The following is a 21,631-nucleotide window of genomic DNA, read 5'->3' on the forward strand; positions in this document are numbered from 1 at the left end:
TTGTACTTTTAGCGCAGAACATATAAAAAATAATTGCAACCTAAAAAAATTAACCTACGCAAAATGAATCTATTCAAATCTATTTGTTTGTCTGTACTTTTCTACAATTTATTTTCTATTTCGTCGTATGGTCAAGAGTTATATTTTGCTCAAGATCCAACATTAACACCAGACGGAAAAACAATAATTTTTAGTTACGACGGAGATTTATGGAAAGTTCCTACTGAAGGAGGAAATGCATACAGAATAACGGCTATGGATGGAGAAGAATCACGTCCATCAATTTCTCCTGACGGAAAGTGGATCGCTTTTTCTTCAAATCAATACGGTAATAGAGATATTTATACTATTCCTGTAAAAGGTGGAGAAATTAAACAACTAACTTTTCACGATGGCGATGATTTAGTAAGTAGTTGGTCATGGGATTCTAAAAAAATATTCTTTTCATCTTCAAGAGAAAATTCAACTTCTACTTATGAAATTAGTGTATTTGGAGAAACTCCAAAACGCTTATTCCCACATTTCTTCAACAGAATTCACAATGTAGTTCAACATCCTAAAGATGGTAGTTTTTTCTTTAATGAAAGTTGGGAAAGTTCATATTTTACAGATCGTAAACGTTATAAAGGAGATTTTAATCCAGATATAAAATCTTATAATCCGAAAACTAAAGTTTTTAAAAAATATACCACATATAATGGGAAAGATTTTTGGACTACTTTAGATAAAAACGGAGGCTTGTACTTCGCCTCTGATGAAAACAACGGAGAATACAATTTATACACATTCAAAAACAATATAAAAACTCCTTTAACGAAATTTAAAACCTCAATTTTTAATCCAAAAGTGAATAGCGACGGAACTAAAATTGTTTTCACTAAAGATTATCAAATACATATTTATGATATCGCTAGTAAGAAAACAAAAAAAGTAGCTATCACAATTTATAACAGTAATACACTTAACAAGTCTCAGGATTTCAATGTAAAAAGTAATGTTACTTATTTTGATGTTTCTCCGGACAATAAAAAAATTGCTTTTGTAGCTAGAGGTCGATTATTTATATCTGACACAAAAGGAAAATTTGTTCGTCAAATTCCATTAAATCCAAAAGAGAGAGTTGTAGAAGTAAAGTGGTTAAAAGACAACAAAACCTTATTATACAATCAAACTTATAAAGGTTATTTAAACTTGTTTACTATTGCAGCTGATGGAAAAGGCGAAGAAACACAGATTACAAAAAACGCTAAAAGTAATGCCAACATTGTAATTTCTCCAGATTATAAAACTGCAGCTTATTTAAGTGGTAGAGACCATATCAATTTACTGGATTTAAGCAATTTTAAATCTAAAACTGTAGTGAAAGATGAATTTTGGGCATTATATTCTTCAGAAATTAGGTTTTCGCCAAACAATAAATACCTTTTGTATAATGCATACAGAGACTTTGAAAATGATATTTTCACATATAATATTACCTCTGGTGAAATTATTAATCTTACGCAAACTGGAGCTGATGAAGGAAATCCTTTTTGGTCTCCAGACGGGAAATACATTTACTTTAATACAGGTTTTGAACCGACTTTTCCGTACAGAAAGGCAAATCAAAGTATTTATCGAATGGCGCTTAATAAATACGACAAGCCTTATAGAACTAAAAAACTAGACGATCTTTTTAAACCTAAAGAAGATTCTAAAAAGAAAGAAGACAAAAACAAAACTCCTAAAAAAGAGATTAAAATATCGATTGATCAAGATGGTTTAATGGACCGATTAGATTTAATTAGTCCTTATTTTGGTAATCAAAATAATGCCACTGTAATTGCAGAAGGTGATACCCATCACATTTATTACATCTCTAACCATGATAAAGGAGAATTTAAATTATGGAAAACTACATTAAAACCTTTCGAAAAACCTAAAACGGTAAAAGTTATTGATCGTATTTTTGGTTATCAAATAGTTTCCAGAAAGAAATCTAATTATATTCTTCATAGAGGAAACATTCATACTTTAAATTTACAGAGTAACAAAACAAATACTATTAATCTTAACTTCAAGTTTAGAAAGTCATTGTCTGAAGAATTTCAACAGATGTTTGAAGAAGCTTGGGCTGGTTTTGAAGAAAACTTTTATGATGAAAAGTTCCATAATGAAGACTGGGCTGTAATTAAAAAAAGATATAGTAAATACTTACCATACATTACTAAAAGAACCCATTTAAGGAGATTATTTAACGACATGTTAGGTGAATTAAACACTTCTCATGTTGGGTTTAGATCTTCTGGTAAAGAAGAACGTAAATTTCATAAAAGTAGTACACAATCAACAGGTATTGTATTTTCTAAAGAAAACCCATTCAAAGTTGAAGGTATTGTGAAAAATGGACCTACAGATGTTGTAAACAACAAAATTAAAGCTGGAGATATTTTAGTTTCGGTAAATGGTGTAAAAATAGACTCGAAAAGAAATAGAGAATTTTACTTTTCTCTACCTTCTTTAGATCGTGAAATGGAACTTACATTTAATAGTAATGGAACGAATAAAGTTGTTAATATACATCCTATTTCTAGTTTCTTTTTAAAGAATTTATTGCACGATGAGTGGGTTGATAATAATCAATCTTATGTCGACAAAAAAAGTAATAATAGAATTGCTTATATCCATATGAAGAATATGGGCGGAGGCGAATTAAGAAACTTCAAAAAAGAAATGGTTTCTGAGTATTATAAAAAAGATGCTTTAATTCTTGATCTTAGAAATAATACTGGAGGAAATGTACACAATGATGTACTTAACTTTTTATCGCAAAAGCCTTATTTAAAATGGAAGTACAGAGGTGGAAAATTAACAACACAACCTAATTTTACTCCTGCTGCAAAACCAATTGTTTTATTAATTAATGAACAATCTTTAAGTGATGCTGAAGTTACTGCAGAAGGTTTTAAACAATTAAAATTAGGTAAAGTTATAGGTACAGAAACCTATAGATGGATCATCTTTACTTCAGGCAAAGGTTTAGTAGATGGTTCTTTTTATAGACTTCCATCTTGGGGTTGTTATACTTTAAACGGAGAAGATTTAGAAAAAACAGGAGTAAAACCTGATATTTATGTAAAAGAAGATTTTAAGGATCGAATTAATGGTTTGCAACCACAATTAGATCGAGCTATATTGGAAATCATGAAAGAACTTCCGAAGAGGTAAATCTCTTTATATAAAAACAAAAAAATCCAACAGAAATGTTGGATTTTTTATTGTTCTTATATTTTCAGTTGTAATTAATCTCTACTCATAAAGATTCTTAATACATACCAGAATAATAACATTAGCGATGCAAATAAACCAATTGCAGCCGGAATATAATCTTCTGTTGTAAACCTATGAACTAAGTTAGATGTTTGATATAAAATAGATCCACCAGCTAAAGCACACATACCTACTGAGAACCATAAACCTAAGTTAAACCCGAATAAAACTCCAGCTAAAACCAAACCAATGGCAATAAAGAATCCAATTGTTAAAGCAGATCTTAAAAAAGAGAAATCTTTTTTAGTTAATATTACTACAGCAGATAAACCCGCAAATAAAGTTAACGTTACAATTCCTGCTTGTTGAAAAATTTCAAAACCTTGAGTATACATTGCTGCCATGTATACTAATGGCACAAAGAATAAAGCTTCTGCGAATATATAACCTGCATAAGCCATATATTGTAAATTCTTATCTGTAGTTCTTAACGCAGTACTTTCAGCATAATTTGTAATTAACATAAAACCACCTAAAAGTAATAACATTTTATAACCTTGCATCATTGACATCATAAAAGTAACTACAGCTTCACTTTGTAATAATGCATATTCAAATAAGATGAATAGCAATACTCCTCCTGCTACATGAGCATAAGTTTTCTTGTAAAATGACACACGTTCCATATCTGTAGAATGTGCTACTAAAATTCTGTTCGATGGGTTATCAAAAGAATTGAATGAATTTTCCATATTATTTTTTTATTTAAATTTTTATCTAAGATAGTATTTTAATACTAATCATTTAACTTTAAAACAGCCATAAACGCTTGTTGTGGAATTTCCACATTTCCAACTTGACGCATACGTTTCTTACCTTTCTTCTGCTTTTCTAAAAGTTTACGTTTACGAGAAATATCACCTCCATAACATTTTGCTGTTACATCTTTACGCAAGGCTTTTACAGTTTCACGAGCAATAATTTTAGCTCCAATTGCTGCCTGAATTGGAATATCGAATTGTTGACGAGGAATCAATTCTTTTAATTTCTCACAAATTCTTTTACCAATAGAATAAGCATTACTATCATGTAATAAAGAAGAAAGTGCATCAACCGATTGTCCGTTTAATAACATATCAACACGTACTAATTTCGACTTTTTCATTCCTATTGGATGGTAATCGAAAGAAGCGTAACCTTTTGAAACTGTTTTTAAGCGATCATAAAAATCGAATACAATTTCTGCTAATGGCATTTCAAAAATTAACTCAACGCGTTCCGGAGTTAAATAAGTTTGATTAATAATTTGCCCACGTTTTTCTATACATAAACTCATTACCTGACCAACAAAGTCTGCTTTTGTAATAATTGAAGCTTTAATAAAAGGCTCCTCTACTCTTTCTAATTTTGATGGATCGGGTAAATCAGAAGGATTATTTACAACAATAATCTCATCTGGTTCTTTCTTTGTGTATGCATGATAAGACACGTTAGGAACCGTAGTAATCACAGTCATATTGAACTCACGTTCTAAACGTTCTTGAATAATTTCCATGTGTAACATTCCTAAGAATCCACATCGGAAACCAAAACCTAAAGCGGCTGAACTTTCTGGTTGAAATACTAAAGAAGCGTCATTTAATTGTAACTTCTCCATAGAATTACGAAGTTCTTCATAATCTTCAGTATCTACAGGATAAATACCCGCAAATACCATTGGCTTTACATCTTCAAAACCTTCAATAGTATCTGTAGTCGGATTAGCAAAATCTGTAATTGTATCTCCTACTTTTACTTCTTTAGCTGTTTTAATACCTGTAATTAAATATCCAACATCTCCTGTTTTTATTTCTTTTTTCGGCTCTTGGTTTAATTTCAATGTACCTACTTCATCTGCAAAATAGTCATTTCCAGTAGCCATGAATTTAATCTTCTGATTCTTTTTAATAGAACCATCAATAATTCTAAAATACGTTTCAATTCCACGATAAGAATTATAAACACTATCAAAAATTAAGGCTTTTAAAGGTGCATCTGGATTTCCTTTTGGTGCAGGAATTCTATCTATAATTGCTTCTAAAATTTTATCAACTCCAAAACCTGTTTTTCCACTTGCTGGAATTACATCTTCAGGATCACAACCTAACAAATCAACGATATCATCAGTAACTTCTTCCGGGTTAGCCGAAGGCAAATCTACTTTGTTTAATACTGGAATAATTTCTAAATCATTCTCTAATGCTAAGTATAAGTTAGAAATTGTTTGAGCTTGAATACTCTGAGCTGCATCTACAATTAATAATGCTCCTTCACAGGCAGCAATAGATCGAGAAACTTCATAAGAGAAATCTACGTGACCAGGAGTATCAATTAAGTTTAAAATATATTGTTCTCCTTCATGAACATATTCCATTTGTATTGCGTGAGATTTAATGGTAATACCACGCTCACGCTCTAAATCCATATTATCTAATAATTGATCTTGCTTTTCACGTTCAGTTACTGTTTGAGTAAAATCTAAAAGTCGATCTGCAAGTGTACTTTTACCATGATCAATGTGGGCAATAATACAAAAGTTTCTAATGTTCTTCATTCGTTCTAATAACTTCTTATGACCGACAAAGATACAGTATTTGAAAGCTACTTCAAATAAAAGTATACCACTAAATTTTAAACTTATTTGAAATATCTTCTCTTTATTAAATTCTATTTACTTCTCAATTTATTAGTATTTAATTATTCTTACTTTTTTCTCTCTAATAGTGTTTTTTCAACTGTATTTTTTCCTTTTCAACCTGTTTTATTTCCTCCTAACCTCATTTAACACACTATATAAAAAGCATTTAAAATACATTTGTCAGTGAGAATCATTTTCAATAAAAAGCTAAGAAAAACTATTCATTAATCACAGAGTAAACATAAATACATTTAATCTCAATAATTATTAAAAAATGAAACCATTAATAAATTTATTTTCTATTTCAATTCTTTTAACAATTTCGAGTTGCTCTACGTCTGAAGTACCTAGTGATGAAACTCCAATAGATCCTGTAGAGAAAATAACTTACGAAAAGGATGTAAAAGGAATTATAAATAGTAGTTGTGCTACAACCAATTGCCACGATGCAGTAAACCCAACAGCCGGATTAGCTTTAACTAACTTCAACAATGTTAGAAATGCTGCCGAAAATGGTAATTTGTTCGGGCGTATTAATAACTCCGCTAGTCCAATGCCTCCATCTGGATTACTACCATCATCAACCAGAAATATTATTAGCCAATGGAGAGCTGATGGATACTTAGAAGAATAAAGACAACCCCAAAACAAACAACATCATGATGAGACTTTTCGTAATCTTATTACTTATAACACAAACATTATTTAGTCAGAAATTTTACACAAGAACTGGAACAACCGGATTTAAAGCTTCTGTAGATGCATTTGAACCTGTACAAGCCTTAAATAAAAGTACAACTGCTATCTTAACTAACGATGGCGAAATTGCTTCACAATTATTCATAAGTGCTTTTAAATTTAGGCTGGCTTTAATGCAAGAACATTTCAATGAAAGTTTTATGGAATCTAACGAATTTCCTAAAGCTGTATTTAGAGGTAAAATAGAAGATTTTAATGCTGCTTCTTTACAAGGAAGTAAAGAGGTTTACATTAAAGGAAAAATAACTATCAAAGGTGTTAGTAAAAAAATAGAAACTAAAGGAACAATTACTAAAGTAAACGATAAAATTAATTTAATAACTAATTTCGACCTTTTGCCAAGTGACTTTAATATTAAAATACCTAGTGTTGTACGTCGTAAAATAGCAAGAATAGTTACTGTTAATTTGAATTATGAGCTTTCTGAAAAAAAATAAAAAACTATTAATTATACTTTCATTAATTGCCATAGTTAGTTTTGGAACTTACAGTTATATCTTTCAAAAACCTCAAGAAGTTTCTGAAATTAAACCTTCGTTTGAAGGTTCTTCAAAAGAATTCATTACTCAAAATGGCACTAATATTTCAGAATGGAATTCTAAAATTATTCAAATTACTGGAACCATATCGACAATAAATAATGAAGGTGTAGTTATCGATGAAAATGTATTTTGTCAATTTTCTGAAAATCAAAATTTAAACACATTGAAGGAAAATCAAACCATCACTATTAAAGGAATGGTTATAGGTTACGATGATCTGTTAAATGAACTAAAACTAAACCAATGTACATTAAAAAAATAACACTTCTTTTCTTCTTTTTACTTGCTATACAAACAAGTCTTCTTTTTGCTCAAGATGATTTACTTAACGAACTAGATCATTATAGTAATAAAAAAACAACTGGAAAGTCTAACAAAAATAAATTTGAATTGCCCGCTTTTAAAACATTAAAAATTGGTAATCTTCAATCTACAAAAATAGGTGACAAAGGAGAATTATACTTAATTGTTTCACATAGATTTGGACCTTTAAAAGATGGTTTAGATACATTTTTAGGTTTAGATCAGGCCAATACTAAAATTGAACTTTTATATAGTTTTTGGGAAGGAACACAATTCAGCTTAAGTAGAGAATCTTTTGAAAAAACAGTCGCTTTAGCTGTTAAAAGTAGATTTACAAAACAATCGGAAACTTTTCCTTTTAATTTAGTAGGTTATGCTACTGCAAATATTAATACAGAATTAAACAATAGTAGATTCTCTAACTACACGTTACAAGATGGCGACAGAATGAGTTATGCTGTTCAATTATTAGCGTCACATAGATTTTCTAAACGTTTCTCTTTTGAATTTGCACCTACTTATGTAAGGGAAAATTTACAAATTTTAGAAGAAACAGGAGCTGCAAATCATAACCAATTTGCCATGGGATTTGGTGGCCGCTTAAAACTAAGCAAGCGTGTGAGCTTAAATGCAGAATACATTCATAATTTTAATAGAGATAAAAATTCAATTTTTTATAACCCGTACACTTTTGGTGTAGATATTGAAACGGGAGGTCATGTTTTTCAATTACTATTTACTAACGCACAATCGTCAAACGAGCCAGGATATATAAGCAACGCCGGGGGGGATATTGCTTTTGGCTTTAACATTGTAAGAGTATTCTAGTATAACTAATTTGATCTTTTTTAGATAGACCTATTTATTTCCATCATGATTGGGATAAACTAGGTCTATTGTTTTTCTAATTTTATCTAAAGTTTGAATAAGTTCTAAACTAAAATTATTAGATAAAATTGGACTTTCAATTAAATCTTTGTCTAAACATTCCATGACGTGTGCAGCTTCAAAGTAATACCCATAACCTTCTCCATCATTTTCTTTTAATTCTTGAATTCCATCTTCAGTTTTTATAATAATCGGACAATTCATCTCTCTAGAAATTTGAACGGTTCCTTTTTCAAAATGGAAAATAGAGTAATTTGGAGCATCGCAAGTAAAACCAGCCCTTAAATACGCTCTCTTCTGATTTTCGTATTCAAAAATGATGTCGATATGTTTGTCTGAACCTGTGGGACTTTTAATCGCATTCGCTATAATATTATCTGGAACACCTAAAGTTTGAAGGGCGGTAAAAACAGGATAAATTCCAATATCTAATAAAGCGCCACCTCCTAAATCTAAATTATACAATCTGCTATTTTCATTATAAGCTCCATAAAACATAAAATCTGACTGAACGACTTTTAACTCACCCAATTCTTTTGAGTTTATAATAGTTAAAACTTTTTTGAATGTAGGAACCAAACGTGTCCAAAAAGCCTCCATTAAAAATGTTTTTTCCATTTTAGAAGCAGTAATCATAGCTTGAACTTCTATTTCATTAATTGCAAAAGCTTTTTCACATAAAACAGCTTTTTTATGTTGTAACGAAAGTAACGTATGCTCATAATGAAATGTATGAGGTGTTGCTATATAAACGATATCAACGTTTTCATCTTCTAACATTTCTCTATAATTACCATAAGCTTTTTGAAAACCAAACTGATCTGCAAACTTTTCCGCCTTTTTTATATCTCTAGATGCTGTCGCATATAAAACAGCATTATTAAGCGTTTTTAAATCTCCTGCAAAAATTTCAGCAATCCAACCACAACCTAAAATAGCCCAATTGTATTTTTTCAAAATCGATGTATTTAATGAAATTTAAAGATAGCTGAATATACATCGAAGTAATTGATACTAATTTTTCAATTGTAACGTAAAAAATAATTATTTAAGCTAAACCTCCAAAACACATTCCTAAGCCAACTAAAACATAAAGCGCTGCCAAAATAAATAATACAGTTGCTGCTTCTTTATTCTTCTTTTTAACTGAAAAACCAATAATTACAAGTAACAAAGGTGGGCCAAACATAATTAATATAATTATGGCGAATAGTCCTGATAAATCTCCTACTTCTAAAAAATTCATATGCTTTCTTTTTTAAGTTCTTCTAAACGTTGTTTTTTATCGTCTCTATAGAATAAATTCATAGTTTCAAAAGGGATGATTTTATAGTCTTTATCTACAATATGAACACAAGATTTTTTAATTGCGCGTACATCAAAATTATAAGCATCAATAAACTGCATAATAATTATTCGAAACAAATTGTCGTAACCCAAATTTGGTGCATCAATATTAGGTAAACAACACATAATTGATTTTAAATTTTCTTGAGCAACTTCTACGGAATTTCCTGTACTAAATAATTCTATCATTTTTCCGTGCAGTTGCTCATCTTGCTCGTAAACAATAGTGTTTTTACTATTGTCTAATAAATCTGCTGGATTCACATAACGAGTTAACGGAAATACTTCTCCTCCTAGTTTTAAAGCATAGCCCATCACTAAAGCGTCTGGATTACAAGGAACCGGAATTAAATCATCTGAATTAAAAACAGGAGACTGTTCTAATATTTTTCTTCGAACTTCTGTTAATGTTAATCTATCTTTTTCTGGATCGAAATTTTCTAATCGACCAGCTATTTGTGTAGGTTGAAATGTAACACCTCGAACACATTGTTGTTGCAAGGCATATTCGATAATTTCTCCAATTTCATCGTCATTCAATCCTTTTTGAAGCGTTACTACTAAAGTTGTTGATAAATTAACTTCATTTAAATTTGCTATCGCTTGTTTTCTAATCTCAGATAAATCTGCTCCTCGCATTTGCTGCAAAACTTCATCGTTAAAAGAATCAAACTGTAAATAAATTTCAAAATCTGGCGTGTATGTTTTTAACCTTTGTACAAATTCTTTGTCTCTTGCTATTTTAATTCCATTAGTATTCAGCATTAAATGACGAATTGGTAACGTTTTAGCGTAATCTAGAATTTCAAAAAACTGTGGATGAATTGTTGGCTCACCTCCACTAATTTGAACTACATCAGGTTCTTTTTCATTCTTAACAATAGTATCTAACATTTTCTTTATCTCTTCCAAAGTTCTGTGTCTTCCATACGTTGGCGAAGACCCTGCATAACAAGTCGGACAAGTTAAATTGCATCGATCTGTTACTTCTAAAACTGTTAAACACGAATGTTGTTCATGATCTGGACATAATCCACAATCGTAAGGACAGCCATAATGTGTTTTCGTATTAAATGTATAAGGCGTTTCCGACGGTTTATTGTAATTTCTAATATTCTTATAATATTCTACATCGTCAGCTATTAAAACTTTTGAATTGCCATGTTCAGGACAACGCTTTAACATATACACTTTATCATCTTCAAATACGATTTTAGCATCAACTCTCCTTAAACATTCGGGACACAAACTCAATGTAAAATCGTAATATGTATATTTTCTAACGGGCATATTTCACAGCTTTTAAAATAAATTTATAATAGTATAACCAACAAGTTATACATAATATTTGAATGGAACTTAATCCGAAAACAAAAAACTCATTAGGTTTTAAAAATTCGATACAAAAACGGAACCCAAAATAACTCAACATAAAAACCTTAAACAAATCTCCATTTACTGAGAATTTACTTCGAAAAGATTTCAAAAGAAAAAATAACAGGATTAAAAAAATCAATTCATATAATGCTAAAGGATGCCTTAAAATTCCGTCACCTAAATCCATTCCCATGAAAAAAGAAGTTTCTTGCCCGTAAGTAAACTCTTTTATTCCTGTTAAGAAACAACCTATTCTACCAATAAAAATCCCGAGAATAATTGGTAATGTAAACAAATCTCCTGAAGATTGTTTTTCACCAATAATCTTTTTAGAAATTTCCACTCCTAACAAACCTCCAAACAAACCTCCCATAATGGTTTTCACATTAAAAATGTACAAGAAAGATTGCTGTATTGCGATAATGGGATGTTCTAATAACCCAACTATTCTTGAGCCAAAAAAAGCTCCAAGAGCAGCTCCAAGAATAATATAAAGTCTATTTTCTGTTGGAATATGATCTTTTGATCTCTTTTTCAAAAATGCATAATATCGATATCCAAGAAAAAAGGCTAAGTATTCTAATATCAAATGAATATTAACTTTTACACCAAAAAGTATAGGTTCAAAAGGGATTTCCAACAATTTATTTTTTAGACGATTTCAAACTTATAAAATCATTCTATAAAAAAACAGTAATTTTGCAACGATTTTTTGAATTATGGTAAAGATAGACAACATAGAACTTCCTGATTTTCCATTGCTTTTAGCTCCAATGGAAGATGTTAGTGACCCGCCTTTTAGAGCACTATGTAAAGAAAATGGTGCAGATGTAGTATATACCGAGTTTATTTCTTCGGAAGGATTAATTCGTGACGCAGCAAAAAGCGTTATTAAACTTGATATTTATGAAAAAGAGCGTCCTGTTGGTATTCAAATTTTTGGTGCTAATATGGATTCTATGTTACGTTCTATAGAAATTGTAGAAAAAACCAAACCAGACATTATCGATATTAACTTTGGTTGTCCGGTAAAAAAAGTAGTTTCTAAAGGAGCTGGAGCAGGTATTTTAAAAGATATCGACTTAATGGTAAAACTTACTGAAGCCATGGTAAAACATACAGATTTACCAATTACTGTTAAGACTCGTTTAGGTTGGGATCATGATTCAATTCGAATTGTAGAAGTTGCTGAACGTTTGCAAGATGTTGGAATTAAAGCGATTTCTATTCATGGTCGTACTCGTGCGCAGATGTACAAAGGTTCTGCAGATTGGAGACCAATTGCTGATGTAAAAAACAATCCTAGAATGCATATCCCTGTATTTGGAAATGGTGATGTTGATTCTCCTGAAAAGGCTATGGAAATGCGAGATTCTTATGGATTAGATGGGGCAATGATCGGTAGAGCATCTATTGGTTATCCTTGGTTTTTTAATGAAGTAAAACACTTTTTTAAAACTGGCGAACATTTACCAAAACCTACAATTGCTGAACGTGTAGAAGTAGCTCGTCGTCATTTGCAAATGTCTATAGACTGGAAAGGTGAACATTTGGGAGTTGTTGAAACACGTAGACATTATACAAATTATTTTAAAGGAATTCCTCACTTTAAAGAACATCGATTAAAGTTGGTTACTTCTGATGATCCACAAGATGTATTTAATGCTTTTGATGAAATTCAAAATGAATTTGGAAACACTAGAATTCCACAAATTAAATAATCCATTTATCTAAATTACAAAACCATTTACCTAAGATTAACTTAGTTGCATCTAAAATTTAAATTTTATTTTAGTTTCTTATACTACATTTACAATGTTAGTAATTAAATAGTCCCTTAATTATTTACAATTAATTAATCCATTTTTACTTATATAAATGAAACATAAAGTAAATCTTGAAAAGAATAGATCACTAAAAAGAAACATTTATATAGTGGAAAAACTAATACTCGGTGCTGGGTTATGTATAAAATCGCTCAGCGCTGAGTTATATAAAATTAAATTTACCTAAATAAACATCTTTAAATGCTTCTAACCCGATTAAACTCTCAAATACAGCCCAACTTACTCCTCTAAACTATCACAAATACCTGAATTTTAAGCACCAATGTGACTTATCAAAAACTTATGTGTCATAAAAGTGTAAATGAATGAATCACTAAAGTTGTTATACTTAGATTCTCAATACATAAGATTTCATACATGAAACATAAAGTAAATCTTTAAAAAGATCTCTAAAAAGAAACATGCATGAATCAATGAAAATATCCTAGCGCTGGGTTTTTATTTTTTTAAAAAATATAAAATGAACAACAAAAATTTAGTTTTCTATAAATTCTTTTGTTATTCTACTACTTGCAATTTTTGACGCTATAAATCCTAGTGTTAAAATAGTCAGCATAACCGTAACTAAATTAAACCACCTAAACTCAACAGGATAAGCAAGATCTGGACTTATTTTAAACCATCCAAAATGTCGCTGAAGAAACACTAAATTTACTCCAACAAACAATCCTATTATCATTCCTATTAAACACAATAAAGAACCTTGAAGCACAAAAATTCTTTTTACATCATTTACCGAAGCACCTATATTTAATAAAGTTTTTAAGTTTTTTCGCTTATCTATTATCATCATAATTATTGCTCCAATTAAATTAAATAATGCTATAATTACGATAAGAGTAAAAATTAGATAAGAGACAAAGTTCTCTGTACTTATTACTTTTAAAATTAATTCATTTAACTCTGCTCTAGTTTGCACTTTAAATGCATCTCCTAATTCTTCTTGTAATTCTCTAGAAATATCATCGACAATTTCAGGGTTTCTAACTTTTAATTCAATTCCTGAAATTGTATTTGATTCATAGCCCATTAATTCTTGAGCAACATGTAACTCAGTAAAAACAAACTTATTCCTAAACTCTTCAGATCCTCCATAAATACCAGTTACTTGAGTATTTAAAGAACGATATGCGTTATTTGGATTAATAATACCTGTACCTGGTTTTGGCATAAAAATCACTAAAGGTCTCATGTAATTTTGAATGGATAGTTTACTATAAATACCATAACCAACAACTGCTGTATTTTTAAATTCTTTATCAATCCAATTTCCTGACCATAAAATTGAATCTACAGCTAAAACGTCAGTATAATTTATATCTACTCCCTTTATGTAGGCAATATGATTTTTATCTCCATATTTTAAAAAGGCACGCTCTTCTAAAACTTTTGAAAAATCTGCAATTTTTGTATTAGAGACTAAAGTTTCATCCAACTCTTTCGTATATAAAAAACTCTTTCCTTTACTAGCTGTAATTTTAATATCTGGATCTGAACTATCTAGCATTGAATAACTATACTTTCTTAACCCAGAAAAACCAGATAAGATAATAAATAATGCTAGAGTTCCTATAATTACCCCAAGCATTGCTATAATGGTAATTATATTTACTGCATTAGTACTATTCTTAGAACGCAAATAGCGTTTTGCTATGTATAATGGGAAATTCAATTGTTACTAAAATTATTGGCAATGTAACAATTATTCTCGATTATCTTTTTTGACGACGTGGTAATATTTCAGGATTTTTAATAGGATTTGTATCTTCTCCTTTTAAAGACTTATCTATTTCTTCAATATAATCTAAACTATCGTCTCCGAAGAATATAAGTTCAGGCATTCTTCTTAATTGATTTTTTGTCCTTTGCGATAATTCATGTCGAATTAATGGCGTATTTGATTTCACACCTTCTAAAATTTCATCTCTTTTATCTGAAGGAAAAACGCTTAAAAAAACTTTAGCCACACCTAAATCTGCTGTAACCGATACTTTCGATACAGAAATAATTACTCCCTTCATTCCATCTTGAGCAGCACGTTGTAATACTTCAACTAAGTCCTTTTGTAGAACTCCTGCTATCTTTCGCTGTCTATTAGTTTCTTCCATACTGCAAATTTATTGATTTATTATGGAATACCATTTCTAAAAACACCAAAACTATAGATACGCAAAATTATACTCTAAATTATTGTTTTAGAGTTTTTTTTTGCGAACATGAAATAAAGGGAGCAATTCTTAAATAATTAAGGGGTGTAAATCTTGTTCTTTATAGCATACATTACAAGTCCTACTCTGTTTCTGACATCTAATTTGGTAAATAAACTGTCTCGATAACCGTCAATAGTTTTTGGGCTCAAAAACATTTTTTCTGCGATCTCTTTGTAGGTTAGTTCTGAACACGCTAATCTCATGAACTTGATTTCATTTTCTTTGAAATTGACTTGATTTCGGTTTCCTTTTCCGGAAACTGACTCTAATAGTAGGTTAGTTACGTTTCTAGTGTGATAGAAACCATTCTCCATGATTTCTAATAATGCTTTTTCGAGTACTTCTTTTTGGGTATCTTTTAAGAGATAACCAATGGCACCTGCTTTAAGCATTTTTAGAATTGTTCCGTCTGCGTCTTCAACAGAGAGCGCTAGCACATGAACATTTGGATAATTTGCAACAATCCATTCTGTGGTCTCTATACCGTTCATAACGGGCATGTTTACGTCGACCAAGACAATGTCTGGAATGTTTCTGGGGGAAGCTTTAAACTTGTCTTTCACTTCCCCTCCATTTTTGCATGTATACAACACTTTAAATTTATCGAAAGTATTGACCATGCCTTCAATAGCTTGTGATAATAACGTATGATCGTCTACCACAACAACTGAATACTTCATAGTTAAACGGGTTAAATAAGTTAGTAAATAACTACTGCATAAGGGGATTACGCTTCCTAAAAATAGTAATAAATATTTAATTCTGTGCCTAAGTTTGGCTTAGATTCTAAATTTATATCAGCATTAATTAATTTGGCTCTGGTTTTCATATTTTCTAAACCAATTCCTTTTTGCTGTATTTCTTCCATATTAAAACCAACACCATCGTCTATTGCTTTAATCGTAAGTTGATTAGACTGAAATTGCAAATAGACTTCTAATTTCGATCCGCGTGCATGTTTTATAGTATTGGAAAAAAATTCTTGTAAAATTCGAAATAAAATTATCCCGTGTTTCTGATTTAATTCTTTTTCTTCTCCAGAAATATGCAAACTTGCCTTTATAAACTGTAAACGATTAAAACGTTCTACTTCTAATTGTAAAGCATCTTTTAACGCTATATTCTTTATAAATTCTGGATTGATGAGTTTAGATAATGAGCGTATTTCATTTAAACTTTTAGTAATTGTTTCTGAAATATCATCTAAACTTTCTGGTGTGGCGTTTTGCAATTGTATTTTTGCTAAAGTTAAGAGTTGCCCGATATTATCGTGCAACTCCCAACTAATATTTCTTAAAGTTTCTTCTCGTATTTCTATTTGTGTTTCTGCAATTTCACGCTCGAAACGTTTTTTTTCTGTAGCTTTTTCCCTTAACAGCTGGTTTTTACGTCGTTGAAACACTGTAAATAGGATAATTAGAAAAACAACAATTATTCCTATTATTAACGTAGATGCAATTAATACTTCTTCTCCTTGTTGCTGCATAGTAATCCATATATAATAAAAGTGTTCATTAATATAATTAAAATACTCAAAACAAAGAACAAACCTCTATTTTTCATATAATCTCTTAACACAAAAAATGGAATCGATGGTAAATAAAAAACTAAAAAACCAACAGAAACCCAAAAAGGCAACAATCTCTTATAACTAATTATCTCGTAAGAGAGTAATAATTGTTTTAAATATAGAAAAACATACAAACTTGTAATAACTGCTCCGAAAATTATCATATTATAATACGATATTCCCATAAAATAGATTATTATAAATGTTATATCAAATAATAGTATTGGGATAAATAATAGATACTTATGTTTTTCTACTTTTATTATTTTCTGATAAGCTAATGCTATTAAATTAAAGATTAGAAAAGTATAACTAACGTATAATAAATAACTAGACTTCTCTATTTTAAAATAATATAATCCCAGTGATTCCACTACAGCAGTAAGACATAAAACTCCTATTAAAATAAAATAAAAAGAAGATTTGAATTTTTTAATAAAAAACAATCCTAAAATTGCTGTTAAAACTTGCAATGTGGTTACTATTAAGGGTAGGGAATTCATTAGCTTTTTTTGTTTTTAAACAATATTGTCTTATTGCATATGGTAAGGAGGTGTTGTATTCCCCCAGTTACCTATTAAACTTTCGTTTTCATCATCTCCTAATTCATTTTCATTAGCTGATCTTAAGAACTGTTTATTATCTGTTTTATCAGTCTTTAATTTGAAATTATTCTTATTATCATATTTCCATTCATATCCTAAAGTTGATAACTTCTCTTTTAAAGTAACTATTTTATCTCTAGAAGAACTCTCCAAATCTATTAACATTTCTTTTCCATTAACTAATGCTGTAGGTAGATATAATAAGTTTTCATAACCTACAAAATCGCCATTTTTTGCATTCTTTTCATTATAAACTCCTTTTACAAAACTAATTCCTTTCAGCTTTATCCCTTTTTTGTGAGCTAATTCTTCTGTGTAAGCTAAATAGTTTTTCATTTCAGCAAAATCAAAAGTATTCACTCTTGTATCTTCAAAACCAAGGTTGTTAACTAAAATCTCAAACCTGGTATTATCATATTCACGTAACATGTGTACCACCTGTTTATAAGTTAATAATGTTTTAGGTTTTGTTGGTTCCGGTTGATGCTTTATCCCGAAAAGTTTGCAAATTATCAAAAGTAATTTTTTCATAATACTCAAAAGTTTGGTTATTGATTAGCATCAAAAATACAAGCTATTTTTATACTTTTTCAAACAATTTTCTTCTCCTATCAAAGAAATCAATTAGTTAAGTATAATAATACAGGAAAAACACCTTTTACCACTCAGGGTCTTTCCTATTAGGTTTTCAGGATTTAACAGATAGAAATTGAAAAAAATTATTACTTAAAAAAAACTCCTACCGAAATAGGAGTTTTTAATTATTATTTTAATCTATATGGCGCTTGGAGGTAAACCAGCATGTCCAACATTCAAAGCATCAATTCCTTCAGCAGTAATATTATCACTATTCTTTAAAATTAAGTTTTTATTTTCCACACCTGTATTATGGGTTGGCACAAAAAAGAAAGTAGTATTTCCAGGATCGTTAAATTTTTCTTGGTTTGGATATGCTCCTAAATGTACACGTAATCCTAAATTTTTGTATCCTTTCTTTTGTGCTTCGGCTTTTACATATGCAATGTATTGTTCTAGAACTTCTAAATCGTACCAAACATCACGTACGTCTTCTCCTTGTATTACACCACGAGATTGTAAAGCTTTGTTTAGCACATTTGCTCTGGTTTCTATATACTCTTTTTGTAATACTCTAGCTTTTTCATACGAAATAGCTTGTGCTGGTTTTACAGCTTCTACCACTTGTGTTTCTGGAGTAACTGTGTCTTCATCTTTTTGGCACGCAACAAACGTAACCGCACTTACCAATACAGCAAGCGTAACAACTTTAATTGTTTTCATAATTAAATAATAATGGTTAATAAATAAGTAAATAGCTAATTTTCTATATTTTAAAATGCAATTTTTATGTAGAAAATTTAAACTAACAATTTTTAACAAAGGTAAAACTTATGAAATATATTTCCTAGCCAAATTTCAATCATTGTTTTATTACAATATCTATTAACTCGTTCTGCATTTAGAATAAAACTCTATCAATTCGAGTAGTTTTTCGGAATAAAATGAATAAAAAGTATATTGAGAATACGAATTTTGACTTCGAAATAGTTCTCGATACATTTTTTCGTATCTCAAAAACACTCGAACTGACATCTAGATAAAATTAAAGTTTCTAAATGCAAACAGATTAATTAATTTTCGAGTAGCATTTTATATGGAACAGATCTTTAATTTTTGCATCAAAAAACAAAAGTGAGGCTACATCACTATTCAAAAAACTCATTATTTTTACACTATGGATAAAATCGAACACATTGGTATTGCTGTAAAAAGCATCGAAAAATCGAATGCTTTATTTGCTTCTCTTCTTGGTGAAGCACATTATAAAATTGAAGAAGTAGAAAGTGAAGGTGTTAGAACTTCGTTTTTTAAAACCGGACCTAACAAAATAGAGTTGTTAGAAGCAACAAAACCTGATAGTCCGATTGCTAAATTTATTGAGAAAAAAGGAGAAGGAATTCATCATATAGCATTTGCTGTTGAAGATATCGAGGCTGAAATTACTCGTTTAAAAGATGAAGGTTTTATTGTATTAAATGAAACACCCAAAAAAGGAGCAGATAATAAACTTGTTGCATTTTTACATCCAAAATCTACAAATGGTGTATTAATAGAACTTTGTCAAGATATTAAAAAATAAATTCACAATAAAACACACTGTATTTTTTAATAATATGGTGTGTTTTTAATTTAGTTAAATTGGCACTACACTTTTATTTTTTTATAATAAACTCCTAAAAAGTAAGCTTCATCACATAAACTTTATCAGTTTATATCAATTATTTGTAACTTGCGAATTAAATAGAGAACATTAATGACGAATTCTTTCGATTCTTTTCAAAAAAGACGCTTGCGATCTTCTTACGCTTCAGTAATTATTAGTATTGCTATTGTGTTATTTATGATAGGAATTTTAGGTTTAGTTTTATTAAAATCTACTAAAGTTGCTAATCATTTTAAGCAAGAAGTAGTAATGTCTTTATTTTTTAAAGACAACGTAACTAAAGATCAAATAGAATCTTTTAGAGAGTTATTAACTACAAAAGCATACACAAGAGAATTATATTATATTTCTAAAGAAGAAGCTGCACAAACTTATAGTAAAGATTTAGGTGAAGATTTTTTAGAATTTTTAGGAACCAATCCTTTAAAAAACGGAGTAGATTTATACTTAAATGCAGATTTTGTGACTCCTGAAAAAATGGAAGAACTTAGAAAAGAGTTTGAAAAAAATTCTTTTATTGCAGATATTTCATACGACAAACCTTTAGTAGAACAATTAACAAAGAATATAAAAAAAATAAGTTTTTGGCTTTTAATATTAAGCGGATTCTTTGCTGTTGTATCAGTTATTTTAATTAATAGTTCTATACGTTTATCAATTTATGCAAAACGTTTTAATATTAAAACTATGCAAATGGTTGGTGCAACAAAACGATTTATTAGAAAACCTTTTATTTGGCAAAGTATAAAATTAGGTTTTATTGGTGCTTTTTTAGCTTTAATTGCTTTAGGTGTTATGATTTATTATATCGATAAAAACATTCCAACTTTAGAATTAATTAAAGATTACATTTCTTTAATTTATTTAGCTGTTGGAATTTTAACTGCGTCTTTTATTATTTCGTGGATTAGCACTTTTTTTGCAACACAACGATTCTTAAACTTACAAACCAACGATTTATATTATTAAACTATGAAAAAAAATAAAAATTCAGAACAACCAGAATTTTTATTCGGTAAACGAAATTATAAAATCATGCTAATTGGTTTAGCTGTTATTGCCTTAGGATTTATTTTAATGGCAGGAGGCGGAAGTGATGATCCTAATGTATTTAACGAAGAGTTATATGGTTGGAGAAGAATCCGTTTAGCTCCTACTTTAGTTATTATTGGTTTAGGTATTGAAATATATGCTATTTTAGCCAACCCTAAAAAGTAACTATGGATATTTTAGAAGCAATTATCCTTGGAATTATTCAAGGATTAACTGAATTTTTACCTGTTTCATCAAGCGGACATTTAGAATTGGTAAAAGCCATTTTAGGTGATAATTCTGTACCAAAAGAAAGCTTAACTTTTACTGTTGTTTTACATTTTGCAACTGCTTTAAGCACGTTGGTAATTTTTAGAAAAGAAGTTGCCCAAATTTTTAAAGGATTATTTCAATTTAAATGGAATGAAGAATCTCAATTTTCGGCAAAAATTGTAATCTCAATGATTCCTGCAGTAATTATTGGTTTGTTGTTTGAAGAGCAATTAGAAACCTTTTTCAGTAAAAATATACTTCTCATTGGTTTTATGCTTTTAATAACTGCTATACTTTTATTGTTAGCTGACAAAGCAAAAAACACAGAAAAAAACGTATCTTTTTCTAACTCTTTAGTCATTGGAGTTTCTCAAGCAATAGCAATGTTACCCGGAATTTCTAGATCTGGAGCAACAATTTCGACATCTGTATTATTAGGAATAGATAGAACAAAAGCCGCACGTTTTTCATTTTTAATGGTTGTACCTTTAATTTTTGGTAAGATTGCGAAAGATATTTTAGGAGGAGATATTAATTTTCAATCTTCTGAAATTGTTCCGATTTCTGCTGGTTTTGTTGCTGCTTTTGTTACTGGGTTACTAGCTTGTCAATGGATGATTGCTTTAGTTAAAAAAAGTAAACTTTCTTACTTTTCTATTTACTGTGCAATTGTAGGTGTAATTGCTATTGGATACGCTTTATTAAAATAA

At 29.6% G+C, this 21,631-nt stretch carries 23 protein-coding genes; 10 read left to right on the forward strand and 13 right to left on the reverse strand.

The genetic code is table 11. The features are described from left to right. The first annotated feature begins 63 nt into the window (after positions 1-63). Positions 64-3,207 carry a S41 family peptidase gene (locus AC2TEO_RS08615; RefSeq protein ID WP_442267712.1) on the forward strand — a complete coding sequence of 1,048 codons (3,144 nt, stop codon included), beginning with the start codon at positions 64-66 and terminating at the stop codon, positions 3,205-3,207. Between the two features lie 74 nt (positions 3,208-3,281). Here AC2TEO_RS08615 and AC2TEO_RS08620 read toward each other — a convergent pair whose 3' ends face one another. Both AC2TEO_RS08620 and lepA read right to left on the reverse strand, forming a co-directional pair. Further along, on the reverse strand, positions 3,282-4,001 hold the full coding sequence (locus AC2TEO_RS08620) for a Bax inhibitor-1/YccA family protein (protein ID WP_442267713.1): 720 nt from the start codon (positions 3,999-4,001) through the stop codon (positions 3,282-3,284). A gap of 44 nt (positions 4,002-4,045) precedes the next feature. After that, positions 4,046-5,842: a translation elongation factor 4 gene (gene lepA, locus AC2TEO_RS08625; RefSeq protein WP_442267714.1), complete on the reverse strand. Its 1,797-nt coding sequence runs from the start codon at positions 5,840-5,842 to the stop codon at positions 4,046-4,048. Positions 5,843-6,200: 358 nt separating this feature from the next. Here lepA and AC2TEO_RS08630 point away from each other — a divergent pair, with 358 nt between their 5' ends. The 4 genes from AC2TEO_RS08630 to AC2TEO_RS08645 are packed head-to-tail and all read left to right on the forward strand — an operon-like array spanning position 6,201 to position 8,358. Then, on the forward strand, positions 6,201-6,560 hold the full coding sequence (locus AC2TEO_RS08630) for a hypothetical protein (RefSeq protein WP_442267715.1): 360 nt from the start codon (positions 6,201-6,203) through the stop codon (positions 6,558-6,560). 25 nt (positions 6,561-6,585) lie between these two features. Continuing rightward, complete coding sequence (locus AC2TEO_RS08635; RefSeq protein ID WP_442267716.1) at positions 6,586-7,122, forward strand: YceI family protein; 537 nt, start codon at positions 6,586-6,588, stop codon at positions 7,120-7,122. Further along, complete coding sequence (locus AC2TEO_RS08640) at positions 7,100-7,489, forward strand: OB-fold protein (RefSeq protein WP_442267717.1); 390 nt, start codon at positions 7,100-7,102, stop codon at positions 7,487-7,489. Before AC2TEO_RS08635 ends, AC2TEO_RS08640 begins: the two co-directional genes overlap by 23 nt. Then, positions 7,471-8,358 carry a DUF5777 family beta-barrel protein gene (locus AC2TEO_RS08645; RefSeq protein WP_442267718.1) on the forward strand — a complete coding sequence of 296 codons (888 nt, stop codon included), beginning with the start codon at positions 7,471-7,473 and terminating at the stop codon, positions 8,356-8,358. The genes AC2TEO_RS08640 and AC2TEO_RS08645 overlap by 19 nt, the downstream gene beginning before the upstream one ends. 30 nt (positions 8,359-8,388) lie before the next feature. Here AC2TEO_RS08645 and AC2TEO_RS08650 read toward each other — a convergent pair whose 3' ends face one another. The 4 genes from AC2TEO_RS08650 to AC2TEO_RS08665 all read right to left on the reverse strand — a co-directional run bounded on the left by AC2TEO_RS08650 (position 8,389) and on the right by AC2TEO_RS08665 (position 11,782). Further along, entirely contained in the window at positions 8,389-9,375 is a 987-nt protein-coding gene (locus AC2TEO_RS08650; RefSeq protein ID WP_442267719.1) for a Gfo/Idh/MocA family protein, read from the reverse strand. Positions 9,376-9,466: 91 nt separating this feature from the next. Beyond that, positions 9,467-9,664 carry a hypothetical protein gene (locus tag AC2TEO_RS08655; protein WP_442267720.1) on the reverse strand — a complete coding sequence of 66 codons (198 nt, stop codon included), beginning with the start codon at positions 9,662-9,664 and terminating at the stop codon, positions 9,467-9,469. Next, complete coding sequence (locus tag AC2TEO_RS08660; RefSeq protein ID WP_442267721.1) at positions 9,661-11,055, reverse strand: radical SAM protein; 1,395 nt, start codon at positions 11,053-11,055, stop codon at positions 9,661-9,663. The genes AC2TEO_RS08655 and AC2TEO_RS08660 overlap by 4 nt, the downstream gene beginning before the upstream one ends. Continuing rightward, positions 11,045-11,782: a prolipoprotein diacylglyceryl transferase gene (locus AC2TEO_RS08665; protein ID WP_442267722.1), complete on the reverse strand. Its 738-nt coding sequence runs from the start codon at positions 11,780-11,782 to the stop codon at positions 11,045-11,047. The genes AC2TEO_RS08660 and AC2TEO_RS08665 overlap by 11 nt, the downstream gene beginning before the upstream one ends. A 79-nt stretch (positions 11,783-11,861) precedes the next feature. Between AC2TEO_RS08665 and dusB the strand changes: the two genes are divergently transcribed. Next, positions 11,862-12,863: a tRNA dihydrouridine synthase DusB gene (dusB, locus tag AC2TEO_RS08670; protein WP_442267723.1), complete on the forward strand. Its 1,002-nt coding sequence runs from the start codon at positions 11,862-11,864 to the stop codon at positions 12,861-12,863. Between the two features lie 601 nt (positions 12,864-13,464). Here dusB and AC2TEO_RS08675 read toward each other — a convergent pair. The 7 genes from AC2TEO_RS08675 to AC2TEO_RS08705 form a co-directional block, all read right to left on the reverse strand. Beyond that, positions 13,465-14,661 carry an ABC transporter permease gene (locus AC2TEO_RS08675; RefSeq protein WP_442267724.1) on the reverse strand — a complete coding sequence of 399 codons (1,197 nt, stop codon included), beginning with the start codon at positions 14,659-14,661 and terminating at the stop codon, positions 13,465-13,467. 40 nt (positions 14,662-14,701) lie between these two features. Continuing rightward, on the reverse strand, positions 14,702-15,097 hold the full coding sequence (rbfA, locus tag AC2TEO_RS08680) for a 30S ribosome-binding factor RbfA (protein ID WP_442267725.1): 396 nt from the start codon (positions 15,095-15,097) through the stop codon (positions 14,702-14,704). A gap of 137 nt (positions 15,098-15,234) precedes the next feature. Next, positions 15,235-15,879, reverse strand: coding sequence for a response regulator transcription factor (locus AC2TEO_RS08685; RefSeq protein ID WP_442267726.1), 645 nt, complete (start codon positions 15,877-15,879; stop codon positions 15,235-15,237). A 56-nt stretch (positions 15,880-15,935) separates the two neighbouring features. Continuing rightward, positions 15,936-16,685, reverse strand: a complete 750-nt coding sequence (locus AC2TEO_RS08690; protein WP_442267727.1) for a sensor histidine kinase — start codon at positions 16,683-16,685, stop codon at positions 15,936-15,938. Then, the gene (locus AC2TEO_RS08695) at positions 16,658-17,272 is read right to left on the reverse strand and encodes a hypothetical protein (RefSeq protein WP_442267728.1); all 615 of its coding nucleotides are present in this window, start codon (positions 17,270-17,272) and stop codon (positions 16,658-16,660) included. Before AC2TEO_RS08695 ends, AC2TEO_RS08690 begins: the two co-directional genes overlap by 28 nt. A gap of 30 nt (positions 17,273-17,302) precedes the next feature. Next, positions 17,303-17,905, reverse strand: a complete 603-nt coding sequence (locus tag AC2TEO_RS08700) for a hypothetical protein (protein ID WP_442267729.1) — start codon at positions 17,903-17,905, stop codon at positions 17,303-17,305. Between the two features lie 243 nt (positions 17,906-18,148). Next, complete coding sequence (locus AC2TEO_RS08705; RefSeq protein WP_442267730.1) at positions 18,149-18,673, reverse strand: hypothetical protein; 525 nt, start codon at positions 18,671-18,673, stop codon at positions 18,149-18,151. 454 nt (positions 18,674-19,127) lie between these two features. Between AC2TEO_RS08705 and mce the strand changes: the two genes are divergently transcribed. The 4 genes from mce to AC2TEO_RS08725 all read left to right on the forward strand — a co-directional run bounded on the left by mce (position 19,128) and on the right by AC2TEO_RS08725 (position 21,631). Next, a complete protein-coding gene (gene mce / locus AC2TEO_RS08710) occupies positions 19,128-19,532 on the forward strand; it encodes a methylmalonyl-CoA epimerase (RefSeq protein ID WP_442267731.1) in 405 nt (134 codons plus the stop codon). Between the two features lie 174 nt (positions 19,533-19,706). Then, a complete protein-coding gene (locus tag AC2TEO_RS08715) occupies positions 19,707-20,585 on the forward strand; it encodes a cell division protein FtsX (protein ID WP_442267732.1) in 879 nt (292 codons plus the stop codon). Between the two features lie 3 nt (positions 20,586-20,588). Then, on the forward strand, positions 20,589-20,834 hold the full coding sequence (locus tag AC2TEO_RS08720; RefSeq protein ID WP_442267733.1) for a DUF3098 domain-containing protein: 246 nt from the start codon (positions 20,589-20,591) through the stop codon (positions 20,832-20,834). Between the two features lie 2 nt (positions 20,835-20,836). Continuing rightward, entirely contained in the window at positions 20,837-21,631 is a 795-nt protein-coding gene (locus AC2TEO_RS08725; protein ID WP_442267734.1) for an undecaprenyl-diphosphate phosphatase, read from the forward strand.

It is taken from the genome of Tenacibaculum aquaeponti (assembly GCF_057221555.1).